This window comes from Caulobacter sp. FV2ps19 (genome assembly GCF_058681035.1).
This window is the reverse complement of the sequence record NZ_CM178729.1, coordinates 2,193,120-2,211,805: the sequence shown is the minus strand read 5'-3', so window position 1 is coordinate 2,211,805 and position 18,686 is coordinate 2,193,120. Positions and strand designations below refer to the sequence as shown.

Here is an 18,686-nt window from a genome sequence, read left to right as displayed (position 1 = left end):
CGGTCCGGGTTTAGATTGCGCCCATGACGACGCTTGAACGGCCCCTTTCGCTCAATCTCGTGGTCGCCGGCCTGGTCGTGGCCAGCGTCCTGGGCTTCGCCATGGGCCTGACCAATGCGCTTAAGGGCAGCAAGTCGAACGCCATCGCCTCGACCGCCCCCCTGGCGGAAGTCTCGGGCGTGCCGGTCCGCGACGCCGCCCCGGCCCCGCTCTATGTGCCGCCGCCGCCCGAAAAGCCCAAGGTCAAGGCCGTCGAGGTCAAGACCCCCGAGGCCGAGGCGCCGCCCACCGTGATCGAGGCCCCGCCCGCCGCGCCCGCGCAGAGCGAGAAAAAGCCGGAAGCCGCTCCCGCCGCGCCGGTGCGGATCGAGGACCTGTACTAGCGGCTGCGAACGTCAGGATTTCGACGACGCTTCCCACCTGTATCGCCGTCATTCCCGCCCCGAGGGCGGGAACAACGGATGAAAAAGGGGCGAGGGGCGGACTGTCGATCGCCCCCCTACTTGACGATGCCGTCCACCGTCTGCCGCGTCACGGCGTGGTACAGTGGTCGGGTCTTGGCGTAGTGCGCCTTGGCGATCGGCTGGCCCCAGTCGCCCTGGGCCATCAGGTCCTTGAACAGCGGCGCGACGAACTTGCGGCGGCCTTGCTCGGTGAGGAAGGCCTCCAGCGACGGCACGGCCGGCGCGTAGCGATTGGCGACAGCCAGCTCCAGCCAGACAAAGCGGATCTCGCTGTTGCCCTGGGCCGACAGGCCGAAGGCCTTGTCCAGCGCCGCCAGGCGTTCCGTCGACAGCTGACGCGGCAGGCTCGAGATGAAGCGAGTGCGCTCGGGCGTGCTCCAGGCCGCCCATTGGGCGGACGGGGCGGGCCCGCCCTGGGCATAACCGGCCGCCAGGGCGTCCACCGCCGGGAAGGCGGCCGACTGGATGTGCACGGCGTTGGCCGGCAGACCCGCCTCATAGACCCATTGATCGATGCCGATCGCCGCTTCCAGCTTGGGATCGCCCTTGATCAGGTTGGCGCGCAGATCGGTGACGAAGCCGGCCGTGGTCTGCGACTGGAAGGCGTGGCGGGCGAAATAGGCCTTCAGGTAGGCGTCCCAGCGGTCGCGGCCGACGGCCTTCTCGATGGTGCGCAGGAAGGTCGCGCCCTTCTGGTAGGCGATATCGGTCATGCCGTCGTCGGGATCGCGGCCAGCAAGGTCCAAGTGCAGCCTGGTGTCGGCGCCGGTCGGGCCGCCGGCGTCCTGGATCGCCGCCTGCAGGTCGCTCCAGCCCAGATCAGCCAGCATGTCGGCGCGCGGCTTGCCGTAGAGTTTCTCCATGATCCGGTTTTCGAAATAGTCGGTGAAGCCCTCGTTCAGCCAGAAGTCCGACCATGTGGCGTTGTTCACGAGGTTGCCCGACCACGAGTGGGCCAGCTCATGGGCCACCAGGCTGACCAGCGAGCGGTCGCCTGCGATGATGGTCGGGGTGGCGAAGGTCAGGCGCGGGTTCTCCATGCCGCCGAACGGGAACGACGGCGGCAGCACCAGCAGGTCGTAACGGCCCCAGGCATAGGGCCCGTAGAGCCCCTCGGCCGCCTCGACCATCTTCTCGACATCGACCAGTTCGTTGGCGGTCTTCTTCATCACCGACGGCTCGGTATAGACGCCGGTGCGCTGGCCCAGAGGCTGGAACGCCAGATCGCCGATGGCCAGGGCGATCAGGTAGGAGGCGACGGGCTTGTCCATCCTGAAGCGATAGGCGCGAGCGCCGCCGGCGCCCATTTCACCCGTCAAAGTTTCGCCGTCAGGGGTCAGCATCTCGGCGCTCATCACCGCCTTGAGGCCGGCGGGCGCGACGATGCGGGCGGTCCAGGTCTGGCGGATGCCGGGGCTGTCCTGGGTGGGGATCCAGCTGCGGTTGAGGATCGCCTCGCCCTGGCTGAACAGATAGGGCTTGGTCTTGCCGGCCGTCTGGGCGGGGTCCAGCCACTGCAGGGCCGCGCCGTCGGGCGCGCTGTCATAGGCGATGACAATGCGCCGGGCGCCGTTGAGCGTGACGGTCAGGGGCGCGCCCAGAATCGGATCGGCCGCGCCCAGGGTCCACGGTAAGGCCTGGCCCTTGGCGTCGGTGATCCCGTGGATCACCAGGCCCTTGCTGTCGAGCACCACCTGCTTGGCGTCCGGCGCGGCGGCGATGTCGAGGGCGGCCGTGCCGGTCATCTTCTGGCCGACGAAATCGGCGGTCAGGTCCAGATCGATATGGGTGACCCGCGCCACCAGCGGCTGGGCGTAGGAGTGGATGTCCCGCGCCTCGGCCGTCGCCAGGATGGCCGGGACCGCCTGGGATGTCTGGGCCAGGGCGGGCGCGGCGACTCCGCAGAGCAGCAGCGAAAGCAGGACGGCGCGGCCGCGGGCGTTCAAGGTCATGGATCGTTCCTGTGCGACGGGCAAGGCCAGGGGCCGCGCGATAATCGACCGCAAAGGTGGCCGAGCGGAGGCAAAGACCTATCGCCCCCAAAGCGGTCTGCCAACAGGCGCCAAGTCAGGGTCAGAGCGGTTCTTGAGCGTTTCCCTTGGCCTTCCGCCCCGCTCGCGGGTTATTGCAGGACATGGCTAAACCGCGCTCGCCCAAATCATCGAAATTCCCCGCCGCTTCCAAGCCGCCCGCCGGCTTGCCGGATCGCGACACCCTGCTGGCCTTCCTGCGCAGCGCCGGGGAAGCGGGCAAGGCCGACATCGCCCGCCACTTTGGGCTCAAGGGCGTCGATCGCCGGGCCCTGCGCGAAATGCTGCGCGAGCTGGAAGCCTCGGGCGACCTGGGCAAGCGGGGCCGCAAGGGCTTCGCCGAGGCCGGGTCGCTGCCGCCGGTGGGCGTGGTCGATGTGGTCGAGCGCGACACAGACGGCGACATGTTCGTCAAGCTGACCAAGTCGGGCGACGACGCGCCCCTGGTGCGGCTGTCGCCGGCCCGCAACGAGGCCGCCGGCGGCGCGCCCGGCATGGGCGACCGCCTGCTGGTGCGCTTCGAGCGCCTCGAAAACGGCGAGATGGAAGCCCGGCTGATCAAGAAGCTGGGCCAGAGCGCTCACAAGATCCTGGGCGTGATCCGCAAGCATCGCCGCGAGATCCGCGTCGAGCCGGTGGACCGCAAGTCCAAGGAAAGCCTGATCCTCAACGAGCAGGAAGCCAAGGACCTGAAAGAGGGCGATCTGGTCATCGCCCAGGTCGGCACGGCCGCCGGTCGCTATGGTCCCAAACAGGGCAAGGTGCTGGAAGTGGTGGGCCAGGAGGACGATCCCCGCGCCGCCTCGCTGATCGCCATCCACAGCCACGGCATCCCGACCGGCTTCTCGGAAGAGGCAGAGGCCGAAGCGGCGAACGCCAAGCCGCCCACCCTGGAAGGGCGCGATGATCTGCGCGACCTGCCGTTCATCACCATCGACCCGGTCGACGCCCGCGACCACGACGACGCCGTCTATGCCCATCCCGACCCCGACGCCGGCAATCCGGACGGCTGGATCGTCTGGGTGGCCATCGCCGACGTCGCCGCCTATGTCCGCCCCGGCTCGGCCCTGGACAAGGAAGCCCGCGAGAAGGGCAACAGCGTCTATTTCCCCGACCGGGTGGAGCCGATGCTGCCCGAGGTGCTGTCCAACGGCCTGTGCTCCCTGCGCGAGAACGAGAACCGCGCCACCCTGGCGGTGCGGATGGTGTTCGACTCCAACGGCCGCAAGAAGAGCCACCGCTTCGTGCGCGGCCTGATGCGCAGCGCCGCCAAGCTGTCCTATGAGCAGGCCCAGGCCGCGATCGACGGCGTGGTCCCGCCCGACGGCCAGGACGGCGACAAGGCCGGCCCGCTGCTGGACCCGGTGCTCAAGCCGCTGTGGACCGCCTTCCGCCTGATGGGCAAGGGCCGCGAGATCCGCTCGCCCCTGGCCATCGAGAGCGACGAGCGCAAGATCGTCATCACCCGCGAGGGCGAGATCGCCTCGATCAACCGCCGCCCCAGCCTTGAGGCCCACAAGCTGATCGAGGAGATGATGATCCAGGCCAATGTCTCGGCCGCCGAGAGCCTGGAAGCCAAGCGCACGCCGCTGATCTATCGCGTTCACGACACGCCCAGCCAGGAGAAGGTGCAGAACCTGGCCGAGTTCCTGGCGACCCTGGAGATCAAGTGGAGCAAGGGCGAGGCGCCCCAGACCCACCGCTTCAACAAGCTGCTGGACGAGACCCGCGACGGGCCGCACGCCGCCATCGTCAATGAGGTGGTGCTGCGCACCCAGATGCAGGCCCATTACAGCTCGGACAATCTGGGCCATTTCGGCCTGAACCTGGCCAAATACGCCCACTTCACCAGCCCGATCCGCCGCTATGCCGACCTGATCGTCCACCGGGCCCTGATCCGCGCGCTGGGGCTGGGATCGGACGGCCTGACCGATCAGGACATCAGCCAGATCAAGGACACCGCCGAGGTCATCACCTTCGCCGAGCGCCGGGCCATGGCCGCCGAGCGCGACGCCACCGACCGCTATATCGCCGCCTTCCTGTCCGACCGGGTGGGGGCGACATTCAACGGCCGCATCACCGGCGTCACCCGTTTTGGTCTGTTCGTGAAGCTGGACGAGACCGGCGCCGACGGCCTGGTCCCGGTCTCGACCTTGGGCCAGGAGTTCTTCGTCCACGACGAACGCATGCACGCCCTGGTCGGCGATCGCACCGGCAAGCGCTGGCCGCTGGGCCTGCAGGTCGAGGTCAAGCTGGTCGAGGCCACCCCGGTGACCGGCGGCCTGCTGTTCGAGATGCTGACCCCGCCCCTGCCGGCCGACCCGAAGGCCCCGCTGCCCCGCCTGGGGGCGAGGCGTCAGGCGGGGGTGAAACCGCGCGGCGGCCTGCCCAAGGGCGTGCGGCGCGGCAAGCGGCGGTAGGCTGCTCCCGCTGTCACGGCAGGGCTATGGCTTATCAATAACCGGCAGAAAGACTAGCCTTCCTGGGCCTTGCGCCCAGGATCCATGGCGCCGTCGATGCGAGTTTGGGTCTGTGTTCTGGGCTGTTCAGCCGTGAATGAGGCCGAAATCACAACCTGCCTCAAACATGGGTCCTGGGCACAAGGCCCAGGAAGGCGGGCTATACTTAGCGGCTCCACGCGTCCGGCAAGCTGTTGATCGCCGCTTCCAGCCGGTCGGCCATCAGGATCTGATCCGACACCGAAGGATGCCCGTGGCAGCCGGTCTTGGCCATGCCGGTGATCCGCACGGGCGTGACAAGCCCGGGCGCAACGGCGTCGATCTGGCGCGCCACCTGCGCCACGTCGTCGGCGAACAGGTCGCCGGCGATCAGCAGGAAGCGGGCTTGCGGCTGGCGCGCGGCCACGGCGTGGAGGAAGGCGACATAGCCGTCGCGATAGGCCGCCCGCAAAGCCGCCTGATCAGCCCAGGCCTCGCCCGGCTTGACCGGCGTCGAGAAGTCGTTGGTCCCCAGCCCGACCACGATCAACTGCGGCTTCCACGGGTCACCGTCCGCGACGCGCGGGGTCGCCTCGCCCGGGATCAGGCGATCATAGAGGGCCGGCAAGGGCTCGCCCGGTACAATGCCGGCATAGTTGCGCACCACGCCCCGGCCCGAGAAGGCGACGATCCGATAGTCGGCGTCCAGCCGGCGGGCCAGCACGGGGCCAAAAGCCAGGCTGGTGTCGGTCAGGTCGTGAACTTCGGCTTCCGTGCACGCCAGCGCCGTCGAGCGCACGCCATAGCCGACCGTGTGGGAGTCGCCGATGAACTCGATACGCCGACCGCGACCGACCTCGGGCAAGCCATGAGCCTTAGGGCCGGCGAAAAAGCCCAGGAAGCGAGACGAACCACTCTGGCTCTCGGTCAGCTTGTCCAGGCGAACCACATGAGCGCCGGGGCCCAGCCCGCTGAAGCTGAGCCGCGCCGGACCCGGCTTGCTCAGCTCCGCCCGGCGCTGTCCGTCGATGGACACCGCCAGATGGTCCTGCGCGGCGTCGACGGCGACCTCGACCGAGGGCCCTTCGAAGCGGCTCTCGACATAGACGCCCGGCCAGCCGAAGCGCAGGGCGCCATCAGGCTCGGCCACGACACGGCCTCCGACGTGAACCGGCAGGCGCTCGCCGGCCAAGGACGGCGCCCCGCCCAGCGAAAGACTGACGGCGACGGCGAGGACGGCAAGCTTGACGGTCGAGATCATGCCGAAGTCTTGCCATGGGCCGAGGCGCGACGCCACAGGCGCCGCCTCTTGGGCGCGGCTGCGAATGCCGCTAACAGAATAGGCCATGCGCCCCGACCTCGACCCGTTCCACGCCATCGCCATCAGCCGCCTGGCCCACCAGCTGAAGGCCGAAGGGCGTTCGGTCATCCACATGGAGTTCGGCCAGCCCTCGACCGGCGCGCCCAAGGCCGCCATAGCGCGAACTCACGCGGTGCTGGACAGCGACGGCCTGGGCTATTGGGAGAGCCCCGCCCTGAAGGCCCGCATCGCCCAGCTCTATGACGACCGGCACGGCGTCACGGTCGATCCCGAACAGATCATCCTGACCTGCGGCGCGTCGCCGGCCCTGGTCATGGCCCTGGCCTCCAGCTTCGAGGCCGGCGATCGCGTCGCCCTGGCCCGCCCTGGCTATGTCGCCTATCGCAATACGCTGAAGGCGCTGAACCTGATCCCGGTCGAGATCGCCTGCGGACCGCAGGATCGCTACCAACTGACCGCCGCTCACCTAGAGGCGCTGGATCCTCCCCCGGCCGGCGTCATCGTCGCCAGCCCGGCCAATCCGACCGGCACCATCATCACCGACGACGAGATGGCCGCCATCGCCGCCGTCTGCCGCGCGCGCGGGATCCGCATCGTCAGCGACGAGATCTATCACGGCCTCAGCTATGTCGGACCGGTGCGCTCGATGCTGGAGTTCGAGCCCAGGGCCTTGATCGTCAACAGCTTCTCGAAATATTTCAGCATGGTCGGCTGGCGGCTGGGCTGGCTGCTGTCGCCGCTGGCCCACGTCCACCGGGCCCGCGCCTATATGGGCAATCTGTTCCTCACCGCCCCCTCGCTGAGCCAGCACGCCGGTCTGGTCGCCATGGACTGCACAGGCGAGCTGGAAGGCCATGTCGAGGTCTATCGCGCCAACCGCCAGTTGCTGCTCGATGCCCTGCCCGCCCTGGGCCTGGCGAGGATCGCGCCGCCGGACGGGGCCTTCTACATCTGGGCCGATATCGGCCACCTGACCGACAACTCCATGGCCTTCTGCAAGCAGCTGTTGGTCGATACTGGCGTCGCGACGGCCCCGGGGATCGACTTCGACCCCGTCGAGGGCCACCGCTTCATGCGCTTCAGTTTCGCGGTGTCGACGGCGGAGGTGAAGGAAGCGCTGTCGCGTCTGGTTCCGTGGTTTGCGGCGCGAAGCGCCAGTCCAGCCGCATCGCCAGGAAAGTGAAGGATCCCGACCAGCCGATCAGGATCAGGCCGGCCAGGGGCTCAAGGCTGGCGATCAGGCGCAGCGGGCCGACCGGATAGACATCGCCCACGCCTTGGGTGGTGAAGGCCTCCATCGAGAAATAGAACAGTTGGCTGGCGCTGATCCTTGAGGCGCCGACAAAGCTGCCCAGGTGCAGGATGTGCTCGCCCAGCGCGTAGCCGCCCGCGAACACCGCCGCTTCAAAGACGTGGGCGATGATGAGGCCGAAGATCACCAGCAGAATCTTCAGTCGCCCCGACACCATCAGCCGGTCTTGGCCGCGCGACAGAGCCCGCAGCGCCTGGAAGTGGATCGCCACCGCGACCGAGATCAGCGCCAAAGCCAGGGCGAAGGCGTAGAAGTCCGCCATGATCTGTTCCTTCACACACGCGACGCGGTCGTTCGCGAAAGCCTATGTGGGCGCCAATCGGGCCCAATTATGATCGCGGGGCGGCGGACGGTGCAGGTCTTTTAGCGGACGGCAAACACCCCTTGCCCCCTCCGGGCCGCTTCGCGCCCGTCCTCCCCCTCCGGGGGAGGAGCGCCGCAGGCGCGGAGGGGGCAAGTCCGTAGGCCTACTTCCGCTCCAGATAGTCCAACGCCATGAACACCTCGGCCTTCACGCCGGTCTCGAACACGTCCTCGTCGACATCGAAATAGGGTGAGTGGTTGGCCGGCGCGCCGGCGGCGGGGACGCCCTTGGGCCGTCCGCCCAGTTGCACGAACACCCCAGGGACCTTCAGGGCGTAGAGCGAGAAGTCCTCAGCCCCCGTCACCAACGCGCCCTGGTCATCCACCTTGCCGGGTGAGGCCTTGAGCAAGCTGGCCTTCACGAAGCTCGACAGCTCGGGATTGTTGTAGGTCACCGGATAGGGCTGGCTGAACACCGCCGTGGCCTTGGCGCCGTAGCGGTCGCCGACGGCGGCGACGGCCTTGGTGACCTTGTCGATCAGCTCGGCCTTCCGCTCGGGCGTGAAGGTGCGCATCGTCCCTTCCATCTTCAGGTCTTCGGGGATGATGTTGCTGCGCAGGCCCATATTGATCATGGCGATGGTGACCACCGAGGGCGACACACCCACATCCACCTGACGAGCGGCGATCTGGTTGATGGCCTGAACGATGTCGGCGGCGATGCTGGACATGTCGATGCCGGCCCAGGGCCGCGCGCCGTGGGTCTGCTTGCCCTTGACGGTGATGGTCAGGCGATCAGCCCCGGCATAGAAGCCGCCGGCGCGATAGTTCAGCAGATGGGCGTCGGCCGGGCCGATATGCAGGCCGAAGATCGCGTCGACCTTGGGCTGGTCCAGCGCCCCGTCCTGGATCATCAGCTTGGCGCCGCCCTCTTCGCCGGCCTGAGGGCCTTCCTCGGCGGGCTGGAAGATCAGCACCACCGTGCCCTTGATGTCAGCCTTCATGCCGGCCAGCACCGTGGCGGCGCCCAGCAGCATGGCCACGTGGGTGTCATGGCCGCAGGCGTGCATCACCGGGACCGTCCGGCCCTCCCAGGTGGCGGTGGCCTTGGAGGCGAACGGCTGGCCGGTCTTTTCCGCGACCGGCAGGGCGTCCATGTCGGCGCGCAGGGCCACGACCTTGCCGGGTTTACCGCCCTTGAGGATCCCGACCACGCCGGTCTTGCCCACGCCTTCGCGCACCTCGAAACCCAGGGCCCTCAGCTCCTTGGCGATGATCGCGGCGGTGCGGACCTCCTGATTGCCCAGTTCGGGATGCTCGTGGATGTCGCGGCGCCAGGCGATGACCTTGGGCTGAACCGCCTTGGCCGCCGCCTCGATCTTGGCCGTGGAGGGCGCCGCCAGAGCCGGCGCGCCGAAAGCCAGGCCGGCCATGATCGCCAGCGTCGAAACCCGTACAGACATGACTCATCCCCTTGAACGCGGATCAGAGATTGGGACGCAGGCCGGCAAGCGGTCAAGGTGACGCAAGGGTCGGCTTGGCGAAGGACGCAAACGGGCTAAGCTTGCCCCATGGATGAGCCGATCGACGCCAAATTCGACACGATCCACGACGCCGCCGTGCGCGAGCCGGGGACCGGCGTGCTGCGCCCGCGCCACGCCGCCACCCTGATCATTGTCCGCACCGACGCCGCCAAGCCCCGCCTGCTGATGGGTCGACGGGCCGGCGGCCACGCCTTCATGCCCGACAAGTGGGTGTTTCCCGGCGGCCGCGTCGATCGCGGCGACTATCGCGCGCCCGCCGCCTCGGAACTGAGCCCCGAGACCGCGGCGCGGCTGACCCACCAGCCGCGCCACCCGTCCCCGGCCGCCCTGGCCCGCGCCCTGGCGCTGGCGGCGGTGCGAGAGACCTTCGAGGAGACTGGACTGCTGATGGCCAAGCCCGCGCCTCCACGGCCTGCTGCGGGCCCCTGGAGGCCCTTCCTGGCTCAAGGCGCCCTGCCCGACCTTGCGCCGCTGGCCTTCGTGGCCCGCGCCATCACCCCGCCCTATCGCACCCGCCGTTTCGACGCCCGATTCTTCATGGCCCCGGCCGAGGCGCTGCTGAGCCTGGAGCGCCAGCCCGACTGCGGCGAGCTGGACGAGATCGCCTGGGTCGATTTCGACGAGGCCCTGGCCCTGGACCTGCCCAACATCACCCGCTTCGTGGTCGGCGAGATCGGCCAGAGGCTACGCGACGCTGGACGACCGGCCCCCTTCATGCGTTTCCTGAACGGCGCGCGGAACCTGACCTACGTCTGAGCCACGCTGTCTCGGAGATGGATATGATCGGCCTGATCCTCGCCGCCGGCGTCCTCGTCAGCTCGCCAGCGAGCGGCCCTCCGGCCGAAGAGGTGCTCAGCGGCATGCTCGCCGGTTGCTGGGAACAGGTCGCTGCAAACGGCCGCACGACAGAACAGTGGATCGCCACCGACGGCGGAATGATGATGGGGCTCAGCCGCCGCGTTCGCGACGGCGTGGCGCGCGACTATGAATTCCTCAGAATCGATCGAGGCGACGACGGCCAACTCCGGTATGTCGCCCTCCCCTCGGGTCAGGCCGAGACGAGCTTCACCTTCAAGGGCTTCGTCAACGAAACAGCGGTGTTCGAGAACCCGCAACACGATTTTCCCCAGCGTATTCTGTATCGTCGGGTGGATGAGCGGACCTTGATCGCCCGTATCGAGGGTCAGGTCGGTGGCCGTGCCAAAGCCGTCGACTTCCCTTACACACGCTGCCCTATCGGCAATTGACTTTGGCCGGGTGATGAGTATGTTCCGCGCCTCTCATTTCCAGCGCGCGGGAACCCTGCGCGATACCGCAGGGATTCGACCATGGCCAAACCGGCTTCAATCAAGATCCGCCTGAACTCCACGGCGGATACCGGCTTCTTCTACGTGACCAAGAAGAACGCCCGCACCAAGACCGAGAAGATGGTGCTGAAGAAGTACGATCCGGTCATCCGCAAGCACGTCGAATTCAAGGAAGGCAAGATCAAGTAAGATCTGCCCGACTGGCACGACACACGAAAACGCCCGGCTAGCGATAGCCGGGCGTTTTTGATTCTGGGCTCGGAAACTCGCCCCCTCCGCGCCTACGGCGCTCCTCCCCCGGAGGGGGAAGATGGGAGCATCTTCCCCCTCCGGGGGAGGACGACCGCGAAGCGGTCAGGAGGGGGCCTGTGAGCTAGCAGTCGTGCCCGGACCCCAGCGGCCGGCAGCGACCGTCGATGTCGGCCGGGGGCGTGACGCCGGTCACCGCCGCGATGGTCGGGGCGATGTCGACGGTGTCCAGCGGCAGGATGCGTTCGCGCGGCGCGCCGCCCTTCCACCAGAACAGGATCGGCACCCGGCGGTCATAGTCCCAGGGACTGCCGTGGCCGGAGACATAGGTCGCCCCCGGGGTCGAGGGCACGATGTCGGGCTTGAAGGCGACCAGGATGTCACCCGTACGACCGGGATAGGCGCTGCGGCGCATGCGCTCCATGACCGAGATTTCCTCGGGCGAGGCGTCGGCCGGGGCCGCTTCCGCGGTCAGCAGGGTATTGGCGTCGAAGGCGCCGGCGACCTCGGGCAGGCGGGAGATCAGAGCCAGGGCGTCGGCGACGATCCGGGCGCGGTCGGTGATCGAGGGCGCCTTGCGATCGGGCCCCACGGCGTAGATCTGGTCGATGCCGCCGTCCGCCATCAGCGGATCCCAGGACAGACCCAGATCAGCCCGCACCTGGGCGTTCAACTTGGCCAGCCACGGCTTGGCGATCACCCGTTCGACATCATAGCCCTCGCCGTTCAGCCGCTCGGCCATGTCGGCGCCGCCGTGGTCGGCGGTCAGCACCACCAGCACGCCGCCCTTGGCCTTGCCGACGCTCTTCAAGAACGCGCCGAGCCCCTCATCCAGACGCGCCATCTGATCGCACATCTCCGGACCGCGCGTGCCGTAGCGGTGGCCGATATAGTCGGTGGCCGACAGGCTGACGGTCAGAACATCCACCTGCGGGCCGTCGCCCAGGCCATAGGTGTCGCGGAGCTGAGCGGCCAGTTCCAGCGAGACCTGGTCGATATAGGGGCTGGAGCCCAGGTCGCGCAGCTTGCCCGCCGCGTCCGGCGCGACCGGAATCGGCAGGGCGGCGCGCCACTTGCGGCCGCCGGTCACATAGTCGGCCTCCAGGGCCTTGCAGCGCTTGGCCGAACCGCCGGTCAGGGCGTCCATCGGGCGCTTGTCATAGTCCCACACGAACGGGTGCTTCTTGAGGTCGGTGGCGATCCTGGCGTTGAACGCCGCCACGGGCTTCAGCCGGGCCTCGGCGGTGTCGCCAGGGGGCACGAAGGTGGTGAAGCCATAGCCGGGCACATACCAGAAGGCGCCGTCGGCATGGTGGCCGGACATGGTGATCGCGCCGCGATCCTTGCCCGAAACGCCAAACACCCGGCTGCTCGGGGAAACGGCCTTCAGCCAGTCACCATAGGTGGTGGCGACCAGGTTCCGTGGGCTGACCGGACGCGCGTCGGGGTCATGAGCCAGGGGGCTGCTGGGATCGCCGAGGCAATAGACCGACTTGCCGGTCTCCCGATCATACCAGTCGTTGGCGCTGATGCCGGTCTTGTTGGGATGCTTGCCGGTCAGCAGGGTCGAGTGCCCGGGACAGGTCTCGGTGAAGGCGTGGGACTGATAGCCGTTGGGATAGACGATCCCCTCCTCCGCCAGGGTCGCCAGGCCGCCGGTGAACTGCGACCGGTACTGGGCGAACAGATTGGCGCTGAACTGGTCGACCGAGATGACCACGACCAGCTTGGGGGCAGGCTTGGCGACGGGCTCGGCCAGGGCGGGCGCGCCGAGCGCGAGGGCGGCGCAAGCCAGGGCGCCGAAAGTCAGAAGCTTCTTCATTGATGCAAATTGCCCAATCGATTGCTGCATGCAACCGCCTAAGCGGCCACGATGTCAGGAAAGCGACAGTGGCTTGAAAAGCCGTCAGGCGACGCGGCCGACCACGGCGTTGCGGCCAGAAGCCTTGGCTTCATAGACGCCCTCATCCGCCCGCTTGAGAAGAGCTTCGGGGGTGTCGGTCTCGCCCAGGGTGGCCGAGACGCCGATCGAGATGGTCACCGTCAGCAGTTCCTTGCCCTGCGCCACCCGGAAGGGCGAGCCGGCGACATGCATGCGGATGCGCTCGGCGATGCGCATCGCGTCGGCCAGCTGGGTGTCGGGCATGATCACCGTGAACTCCTCGCCGCCATAGCGGCAAGGCAGGTCGATGGCCCGGACATTGGAGGCCAGACGCACGGCGAACTCGCGCAGCACCTCGTCGCCGACGTCATGACCGAAGGTGTCGTTGATCTTCTTGAAGTGATCGATGTCGATCAGCAGCGCCGCCACCGGATCGCCGCCCAGCACCGAGCGCTGGACCAGGGAGTCGAGCTGGCCGGTCATGTAGCGACGGTTGTGCAGGCCGGTCAGTTGGTCGGTGACGGCCAGTTCCAGGCTGTGGTCGAGATTGTTGCGCAGATAGTCCGTGTACCGCTTGCGCTGGATCTGGGTCTTGACCCGGGCCGCCAGCTCCTGCGGATCGACCGGACGCGGCAGGATGTCGTTGACGCCGATTTCCAGCGCCTTGACCATCCGCTGACGCTCGTCGGGATCAACCATGGCCAGAACGGGCAGATGGCGGGTGCGCTCGTTGGAGCGCAAGGAGGCCGCGAAGCGCAGGCCATCGAAACTTTTGGCGGCGGCGTTGATGATCACCAGGTCCACCGGCCCACCAGCGCTGATCCGCGCCTTTTCCGGATCGGACTCGACCACGGGGCGATGCTCGACGCTGAGCTCGGCGGCGATGCGCTGGGCCTGGCGTTCGTTGTCGTCGACGATCAGCACCCGGCCGCCCAGGCCGTCGAGCCGCGAGGCGGCGCCGGCGATCACGCCCATGCGGCGGCCCGAGGCCTCGCGCTGGCGCAGTTCGTCGATGACCAGCTTCAGGCGCGTCAGGCTCCGCACGCGGGCGAACAGCATGACGTCGTCGATCGGCTTGGTCAGAAAGTCCGAAGCCCCCGCCTCCAGCCCCTGGATGCGGTCCGCGCGGCCATCCAGAGCGGTCACCAGCACCACAGGAATATGGCGTGTAGCGACGTCTTCCTTCAGGCGCTTGCAGACGGTGAAACCGTCCATGCCGGGCATCATGACGTCCAGCAGGATGATGTCGGGCAGGTCGCTGGCCGCCATCGCCAGGGCCGTGGGCCCGTCCGACGCGGTGGAGACCTGATAATATTCGGCCGAAAGCTTGGCCTCGAGCAGGCGCACATTGGCCTCGATGTCATCGACGACGAGGATGCGCGCGCTCATGCCGGAGCCTTGTCCAGCAAGCGTTTGATGGTGTCCAGGAAGTGGGCCACCGAGATCGGCTTGGAGATGTAGGCTTCGCAGCCGCCCTCCCTGATCCGCTCCTCGTCGCCCTTCATGGCGAAGGCCGTGACGGCCACGACGGGGATATGCGCCAGATCCTCGTCCTCCTTGAGCCACTTGGTGACCTCGAGCCCCGAGATCTCCGGCAGCTGGATATCCATGAGGATCAGATCAGGGCGACTATCCCGGGCAATGGATAGCGCCTGCAAACCCTCGCGGGTCTGCAGGGTCTCATAACCCTGGGCTTCGAGCAGATCATGAAAGAGCTTCATGTTCAGCTCATTATCCTCCACGATGAGGACCTTCTTCGTCATCCTGACCCCGACCATACGGTCCGTGGCGACGCCTGAGAGATTCGCGCGGCCTTCTGTGTCCAGATCGCACGAATATCCTTAAGCCCCCGCTAATCGCGTTAACACCGGCCAATCGCAGATCATGGAACCTAGTTACTCCGACATCGAAGCCTGCGCCATCGATCCCGCCGCGCCGCTGGTGATCGTCGATGTCGATGAGGTCCTCGCCCAGTTCATGCGCGGGTTCGGGGCCTTCATCGGCCGGCACGGCTTTGAGCTGCGCGTTGACCGTTTCGCCCTGTTCCAGAACATCTATCGGCCCGGCGAAACCGAGCATCTGGACCTGATCGCAGGCAAGGCCCTGTTCGACGATTTCTTCCGCGACGGGGCCGATGACCTGCCGCCCGCCGAGGGCGCCGCTGACGCCCTGGCCAACCTGTCCACCCGCTCCGGAGTCATTATCCTGACCAACGCCCCCGAACATGGCCGCCTGGCCCGCGCCCAGTGGCTGAAGACTCATGGCTTCGACTACCCGCTGATCATCAACAGCGGCCCCAAGGGACCTGCGGCGGCGGAACTGAGCGCGCGGACGTCAGGCTCATCGGTCTTTATCGACGACCTCCTCCCCCAGCTGGAATCGGTCGCGGCCAGCGCCCCGCAGGTGACCCGCTTCCAGATGGTCAGCGACGAACGTCTGCGGCCGCTGGCGCCCAGCGCGCCCGACCGCCATGCGCGGATCGACCATTGGCCCCACCTGCAGACCGCGATCGAGGCGCGCCTGTTCGCATGATCCGTTTCGGCGTCGATTTCGGCGGCACCAAGATTGAAGTCGCCGCCCTGGATGGCGATGGCCAGTTCGTCGCCCGCGTCCGCAAGCCCAATCCCGGCAATTATGACGAGGCCCTGAGCGTCATCGCCGAACTTCTGGTCGACGCCGAGTGCATGGCCGGCGCCAAGGCGGCGCGGCTGGGCGTCGGCGTCCCCGGCTCGATCTCGCCGCGCACCGGCCTGATCCGCAACGCCAACAGCGTCTATCTGAACGGCCGTCCGTTCGAACAAGACCTGGCGAGGGCGCTTGAGCGTCCCGTGCGCCTGACCAACGACGCCAACTGCCTGGCCTTGTCGGAAGCCGCCGACGGCGCCGGCGCCGGAGAGGGTGTCGTGTTCGCCGCCATCGTCGGCACCGGCTGCGGCGGCGGCGTCGTGGTCGATGGACGGATCATCGAAGGCCGCAACGGCGTCGCCGGCGAATGGGGACACACGCCCCTGCCCTGGCCCCGCCCCGAGGAATATCCCGGTCCCGCCTGCTGGTGCGGCCGCCGGGGCTGTCTCGAGACCTGGATCGCCGGCCCGGCCTTCGCCCGCGACGCCGGACACCCGACCGGACAGGCCGTCATGGCGGCCATTGAGGCCGGCGACGCGGCGGCCGCAGCGGCGCTGGATCGCTATGTCGATCGCCTGGCGCGGTCCCTGGCGGCGATGTGCGACCTGCTCGACCCGGACGTCATCGTGCTGGGCGGCGGCATGTCGAACGTCGAGGCGCTGTACGCGCGGCTGCCGGCCGCGATCGCGCCACACGTCTTCTCCGACACCTTTGAAACGCCGGTGCGCAAGGCCGTGCATGGCGACAGCTCCGGCGTCCGGGGCGCGGTCTGGCTTTGGCCGCTCCAGGACTCCTAAAAAGGGACGAGCGATGAAGGCCCTCTGCCGCGACTGCGACTGGACGGGCGAGGCGAAGGCCTCGCGCTGCCCGTCCTGTGGTTCGCCGCGCACGATCTTCCATGAGGAGCTGGCCACGCTGTCGATGGCGCACCTGGACTGCGACGCCTTCTATGCCTCGGTCGAGAAGCGCGACGATCCCTCGATCCGCGACCAGCCGGTGATCATCGGCGGCGGCAAACGGGGCGTGGTCACCACCGCCTGCTACATCGCCCGCATGAGCGGCGCGCGCTCGGCCATGCCGATGTACAAGGCGCTAAAGCTGTGTCCGGACGCCGTGGTGATCAAGCCCAACTTCGCCAAGTACCGCGAAGAGAGCCGGCGGATCATGGCCAAGCTGGACGCCCTGACGCCGCTGGTACAGCCCCTGTCGCTGGACGAGGCCTGGATCGACCTGTCGGGCACAGAGCGCTTGCATGGCGCCTCTCCGGCCGTGATGCTGACCCGGCTGCAGCGCGAGATCGAGGCCGAGATCCAGCTGACGGTCTCAATCGGCCTGGCGCCCAACAAGTTTCTGGCCAAAATCGCCTCGGAGCTGGACAAGCCGCGTGGCTTCTCGGTGATCGGGGCCGCCGAGGCCCAGACCTTTCTGGCCGACAAGCCCGTCTCGATCCTGCCGGGGGTGGGCCCCGCCACGGTCAGCGCCCTGGCCTCCGAAGGCTTTCGCACGGTCGGCGATATCGCGGCCGCCGATCTCAAGCATCTGGCGGCCACGCTGGGATCCGGCGGCCTGCGTCTGCACCGCCTGGCCCAAGGCCAGGACGCGCGGTCGGTTGATCCCGATCAGGTGCGCAAGACCATCAGCGCCGAAACCACCTTCAATGACGACCTGTTCAAGGCTGAGGATCTGGAGGACGAACTCTGGCCCCTGTGCGAACGGGTCGCCAAACAGGCGCGGGCCGAAGGCGTCGCCGGGCGGGTGGCGACGCTGAAGCTGCGCACACCCGACTTCAAGATCCACACCCGCCGCCGCACCCTACCCGTGCCGATCCAGACGGCGCGCACGCTGTTTCAGGTGACGCGCGAGCTTCTCGCGAGCGAGCCCGGCGGAACCTATTATCGCCTGATCGGTGCGGGCCTGACCGAGTTCGTCCCCGCCGAGGGCGCGGCCGACGATTTCTTCGCGGCCGACGAGCGGCGAACCCTAAAGAATGAGCAGACCATCGACGCCCTGCGCGGCAAGTTCGGCGCCGGCGCGGTGATGACGGGACGCGCCCTCAAAAGCCGCTGAAGGTTGTTCGCTTGTAGCGTTGCTCTATCAAGGATCGACGTTATCCAAGGAGCCTGCATGCCGTCCACGCCATTCATCGCGCTCGCTGTGCTGACCAGTCTGATCTCGGCGCCAATCGCCGCCACCCAGACCAACCCGCCATCATCGTCGTCCGGAGCCGCCGCCATGATCCATCACGCCAAGGGCCCCTTCGAGGTGAAGATGGCGCCGCAGGAACAGGACACCGCAGAAGGTTCGATCCTGGGCCGGATGTCGCTGGACAAGACCTTTCATGGCGACCTGGAGGCGACAGGCAAGGGCCAGATGCTGACCGCCGGAACCGATACGCCCGGCTCGGCAGTCTATGTGGCCATCGAACGCGTCACTGGGACGCTACAAGGCAAGGCCGGCAGCTTTGCGCTGGTTCACCAGGGCTTGATGCGCGGCGCCGACCGTAGGCTGACGGTGGAGATCGTCCCCGACTCCGGCGCGGGGGCGCTGAAGGGTATCGCCGGACAGCTGACGATCGAGATTGTCGACGGCCAGCACCTGTATGATCTGGAATACACCCTGCCCCTCTCATAGCGCTCGGACGCGCCGCGTTAACGCCGTCCCCTTGCGCGCTGCATCGCCGCGCCCCATTTTGGATCCTCGCCCAGGAAACCGTCGTCGTACGGCCTCCCCTCTCCCAATCGTGAAGCCCTTTTGCAGGGCGCCCCTGTGTTAAAGCGGCGCACCGAGGCAACTGGCCCTTCCAAAGCCGCTGCGTTTCCATATCTAATCCAGAAAGGCGGGCGCTTTTGACCCGCCAGGAGAAAACGGTCGATGGCCGAGCGAAAGCAAGGCGGACAGAATAACGGTTCCGGATCGTCGGTCGTCACTGAGGTGAAGCCGAAGGTTCAAAAGCCGTCGCTTTATCGAGTATTGATTCTCAACGACGATTACACGCCGATGGAATTTGTCGTGTACGTCCTTGAGCGCTTCTTCAACAAGTCGCGCGAAGACGCGACGCGTATCATGCTGCTCGTGCACCAGCACGGCGTCGGCGTATGCGGCGTTTATACTTACGAAGTTGCTGAAACGAAGGTTGCGCAAGTCATAGACTCGGCGCGTCGTCATCAGCATCCCCTGCAGTGCACCATGGAAAAAGACTGAGGAGCCTCCC

Annotated in this window: 18 protein-coding genes; 11 read left to right on the top strand and 7 right to left on the bottom strand. The window is 67.5% G+C overall.

Features of this window, described 5'->3' with window-relative positions:
* Positions 1-23: 23 nt before the first annotated feature.
* A complete protein-coding gene (locus tag ACW18B_RS10635; protein ID WP_492047016.1) occupies positions 24-383 on the top strand; it encodes a hypothetical protein in 360 nt (119 codons plus the stop codon).
* 116 nt (positions 384-499) lie between these two features.
* On the opposite strand, the gene ACW18B_RS10630 is transcribed toward ACW18B_RS10635, so the two are convergent.
* On the bottom strand, positions 500-2,416 hold the full coding sequence (locus tag ACW18B_RS10630) for a M1 family metallopeptidase (RefSeq protein WP_492047015.1): 1,917 nt from the start codon (positions 2,414-2,416) through the stop codon (positions 500-502).
* 182 nt (positions 2,417-2,598) lie between these two features.
* Between ACW18B_RS10630 and rnr the strand changes: the two genes are divergently transcribed.
* The gene (gene rnr / locus ACW18B_RS10625) at positions 2,599-4,914 is read left to right on the top strand and encodes a ribonuclease R (protein WP_492047014.1); all 2,316 of its coding nucleotides are present in this window, start codon (positions 2,599-2,601) and stop codon (positions 4,912-4,914) included.
* Between the two features lie 205 nt (positions 4,915-5,119).
* Here the strand turns inward: rnr and ACW18B_RS10620 are convergent, their stop codons facing one another.
* A complete protein-coding gene (locus ACW18B_RS10620; protein ID WP_492047013.1) occupies positions 5,120-6,193 on the bottom strand; it encodes an SGNH/GDSL hydrolase family protein in 1,074 nt (357 codons plus the stop codon).
* Between the two features lie 85 nt (positions 6,194-6,278).
* On the opposite strand from ACW18B_RS10620, the gene ACW18B_RS10615 reads away from it, so the two are divergent.
* Entirely contained in the window at positions 6,279-7,436 is a 1,158-nt protein-coding gene (locus ACW18B_RS10615) for a pyridoxal phosphate-dependent aminotransferase (RefSeq protein WP_492047012.1), read from the top strand.
* Here the strand turns inward: ACW18B_RS10615 and ACW18B_RS10610 are convergent.
* Both ACW18B_RS10610 and ACW18B_RS10605 read right to left on the bottom strand, forming a co-directional pair.
* Entirely contained in the window at positions 7,333-7,827 is a 495-nt protein-coding gene (locus ACW18B_RS10610; protein WP_492047011.1) for an ion channel, read from the bottom strand. The genes ACW18B_RS10615 and ACW18B_RS10610 overlap by 104 nt on opposite strands.
* A 205-nt stretch (positions 7,828-8,032) precedes the next feature.
* Positions 8,033-9,331, bottom strand: coding sequence for an amidohydrolase (locus tag ACW18B_RS10605; protein ID WP_492047010.1), 1,299 nt, complete (start codon positions 9,329-9,331; stop codon positions 8,033-8,035).
* A gap of 108 nt (positions 9,332-9,439) precedes the next feature.
* On the opposite strand from ACW18B_RS10605, the gene ACW18B_RS10600 reads away from it, so the two are divergent.
* From ACW18B_RS10600 to rpmG, 3 genes are all read left to right on the top strand, one after another.
* A complete protein-coding gene (locus tag ACW18B_RS10600) occupies positions 9,440-10,168 on the top strand; it encodes an NUDIX hydrolase (RefSeq protein WP_492047009.1) in 729 nt (242 codons plus the stop codon).
* Between the two features lie 23 nt (positions 10,169-10,191).
* Positions 10,192-10,659, top strand: a complete 468-nt coding sequence (locus ACW18B_RS10595) for a DUF6265 family protein (RefSeq protein ID WP_492047008.1) — start codon at positions 10,192-10,194, stop codon at positions 10,657-10,659.
* An 81-nt stretch (positions 10,660-10,740) separates the two neighbouring features.
* Positions 10,741-10,908 (top strand): 50S ribosomal protein L33, encoded by a 168-nt coding sequence (gene rpmG, locus ACW18B_RS10590; RefSeq protein ID WP_007673017.1) that lies wholly within the window; start codon positions 10,741-10,743, stop codon positions 10,906-10,908.
* 184 nt (positions 10,909-11,092) lie between these two features.
* Here the strand turns inward: rpmG and phoY are convergent, their stop codons facing one another.
* The 3 genes from phoY to ACW18B_RS10575 all read right to left on the bottom strand — a co-directional run bounded on the left by phoY (position 11,093) and on the right by ACW18B_RS10575 (position 14,613).
* Positions 11,093-12,790: an alkaline phosphatase PhoY gene (gene phoY, locus ACW18B_RS10585; protein ID WP_492047007.1), complete on the bottom strand. Its 1,698-nt coding sequence runs from the start codon at positions 12,788-12,790 to the stop codon at positions 11,093-11,095.
* 84 nt (positions 12,791-12,874) lie between these two features.
* Positions 12,875-14,239: a PleD family two-component system response regulator gene (locus ACW18B_RS10580; RefSeq protein ID WP_492047006.1), complete on the bottom strand. Its 1,365-nt coding sequence runs from the start codon at positions 14,237-14,239 to the stop codon at positions 12,875-12,877.
* The gene (locus ACW18B_RS10575) at positions 14,236-14,613 is read right to left on the bottom strand and encodes a response regulator (protein ID WP_492047005.1); all 378 of its coding nucleotides are present in this window, start codon (positions 14,611-14,613) and stop codon (positions 14,236-14,238) included. Before ACW18B_RS10575 ends, ACW18B_RS10580 begins: the two co-directional genes overlap by 4 nt.
* Positions 14,614-14,734: 121 nt before the next feature.
* On the opposite strand from ACW18B_RS10575, the gene ACW18B_RS10570 reads away from it, so the two are divergent.
* The 5 genes from ACW18B_RS10570 (at position 14,735) to clpS (ending at position 18,676) form a co-directional block, all read left to right on the top strand.
* Positions 14,735-15,382 carry a hypothetical protein gene (locus ACW18B_RS10570; RefSeq protein ID WP_492047003.1) on the top strand — a complete coding sequence of 216 codons (648 nt, stop codon included), beginning with the start codon at positions 14,735-14,737 and terminating at the stop codon, positions 15,380-15,382.
* Positions 15,379-16,272 (top strand): ROK family protein, encoded by an 894-nt coding sequence (locus ACW18B_RS10565; protein WP_492047002.1) that lies wholly within the window; start codon positions 15,379-15,381, stop codon positions 16,270-16,272. Before ACW18B_RS10570 ends, ACW18B_RS10565 begins: the two co-directional genes overlap by 4 nt.
* A 13-nt stretch (positions 16,273-16,285) precedes the next feature.
* Positions 16,286-17,542, top strand: coding sequence for a DNA polymerase IV (locus tag ACW18B_RS10560; protein ID WP_492047000.1), 1,257 nt, complete (start codon positions 16,286-16,288; stop codon positions 17,540-17,542).
* 57 nt (positions 17,543-17,599) lie between these two features.
* On the top strand, positions 17,600-18,106 hold the full coding sequence (locus ACW18B_RS10555) for a DUF3224 domain-containing protein (protein WP_492046999.1): 507 nt from the start codon (positions 17,600-17,602) through the stop codon (positions 18,104-18,106).
* 240 nt (positions 18,107-18,346) lie between these two features.
* A complete protein-coding gene (gene clpS / locus ACW18B_RS10550; RefSeq protein WP_492046998.1) occupies positions 18,347-18,676 on the top strand; it encodes an ATP-dependent Clp protease adapter ClpS in 330 nt (109 codons plus the stop codon).
* The last annotated feature ends 10 nt before the right edge of the window (positions 18,677-18,686 follow it).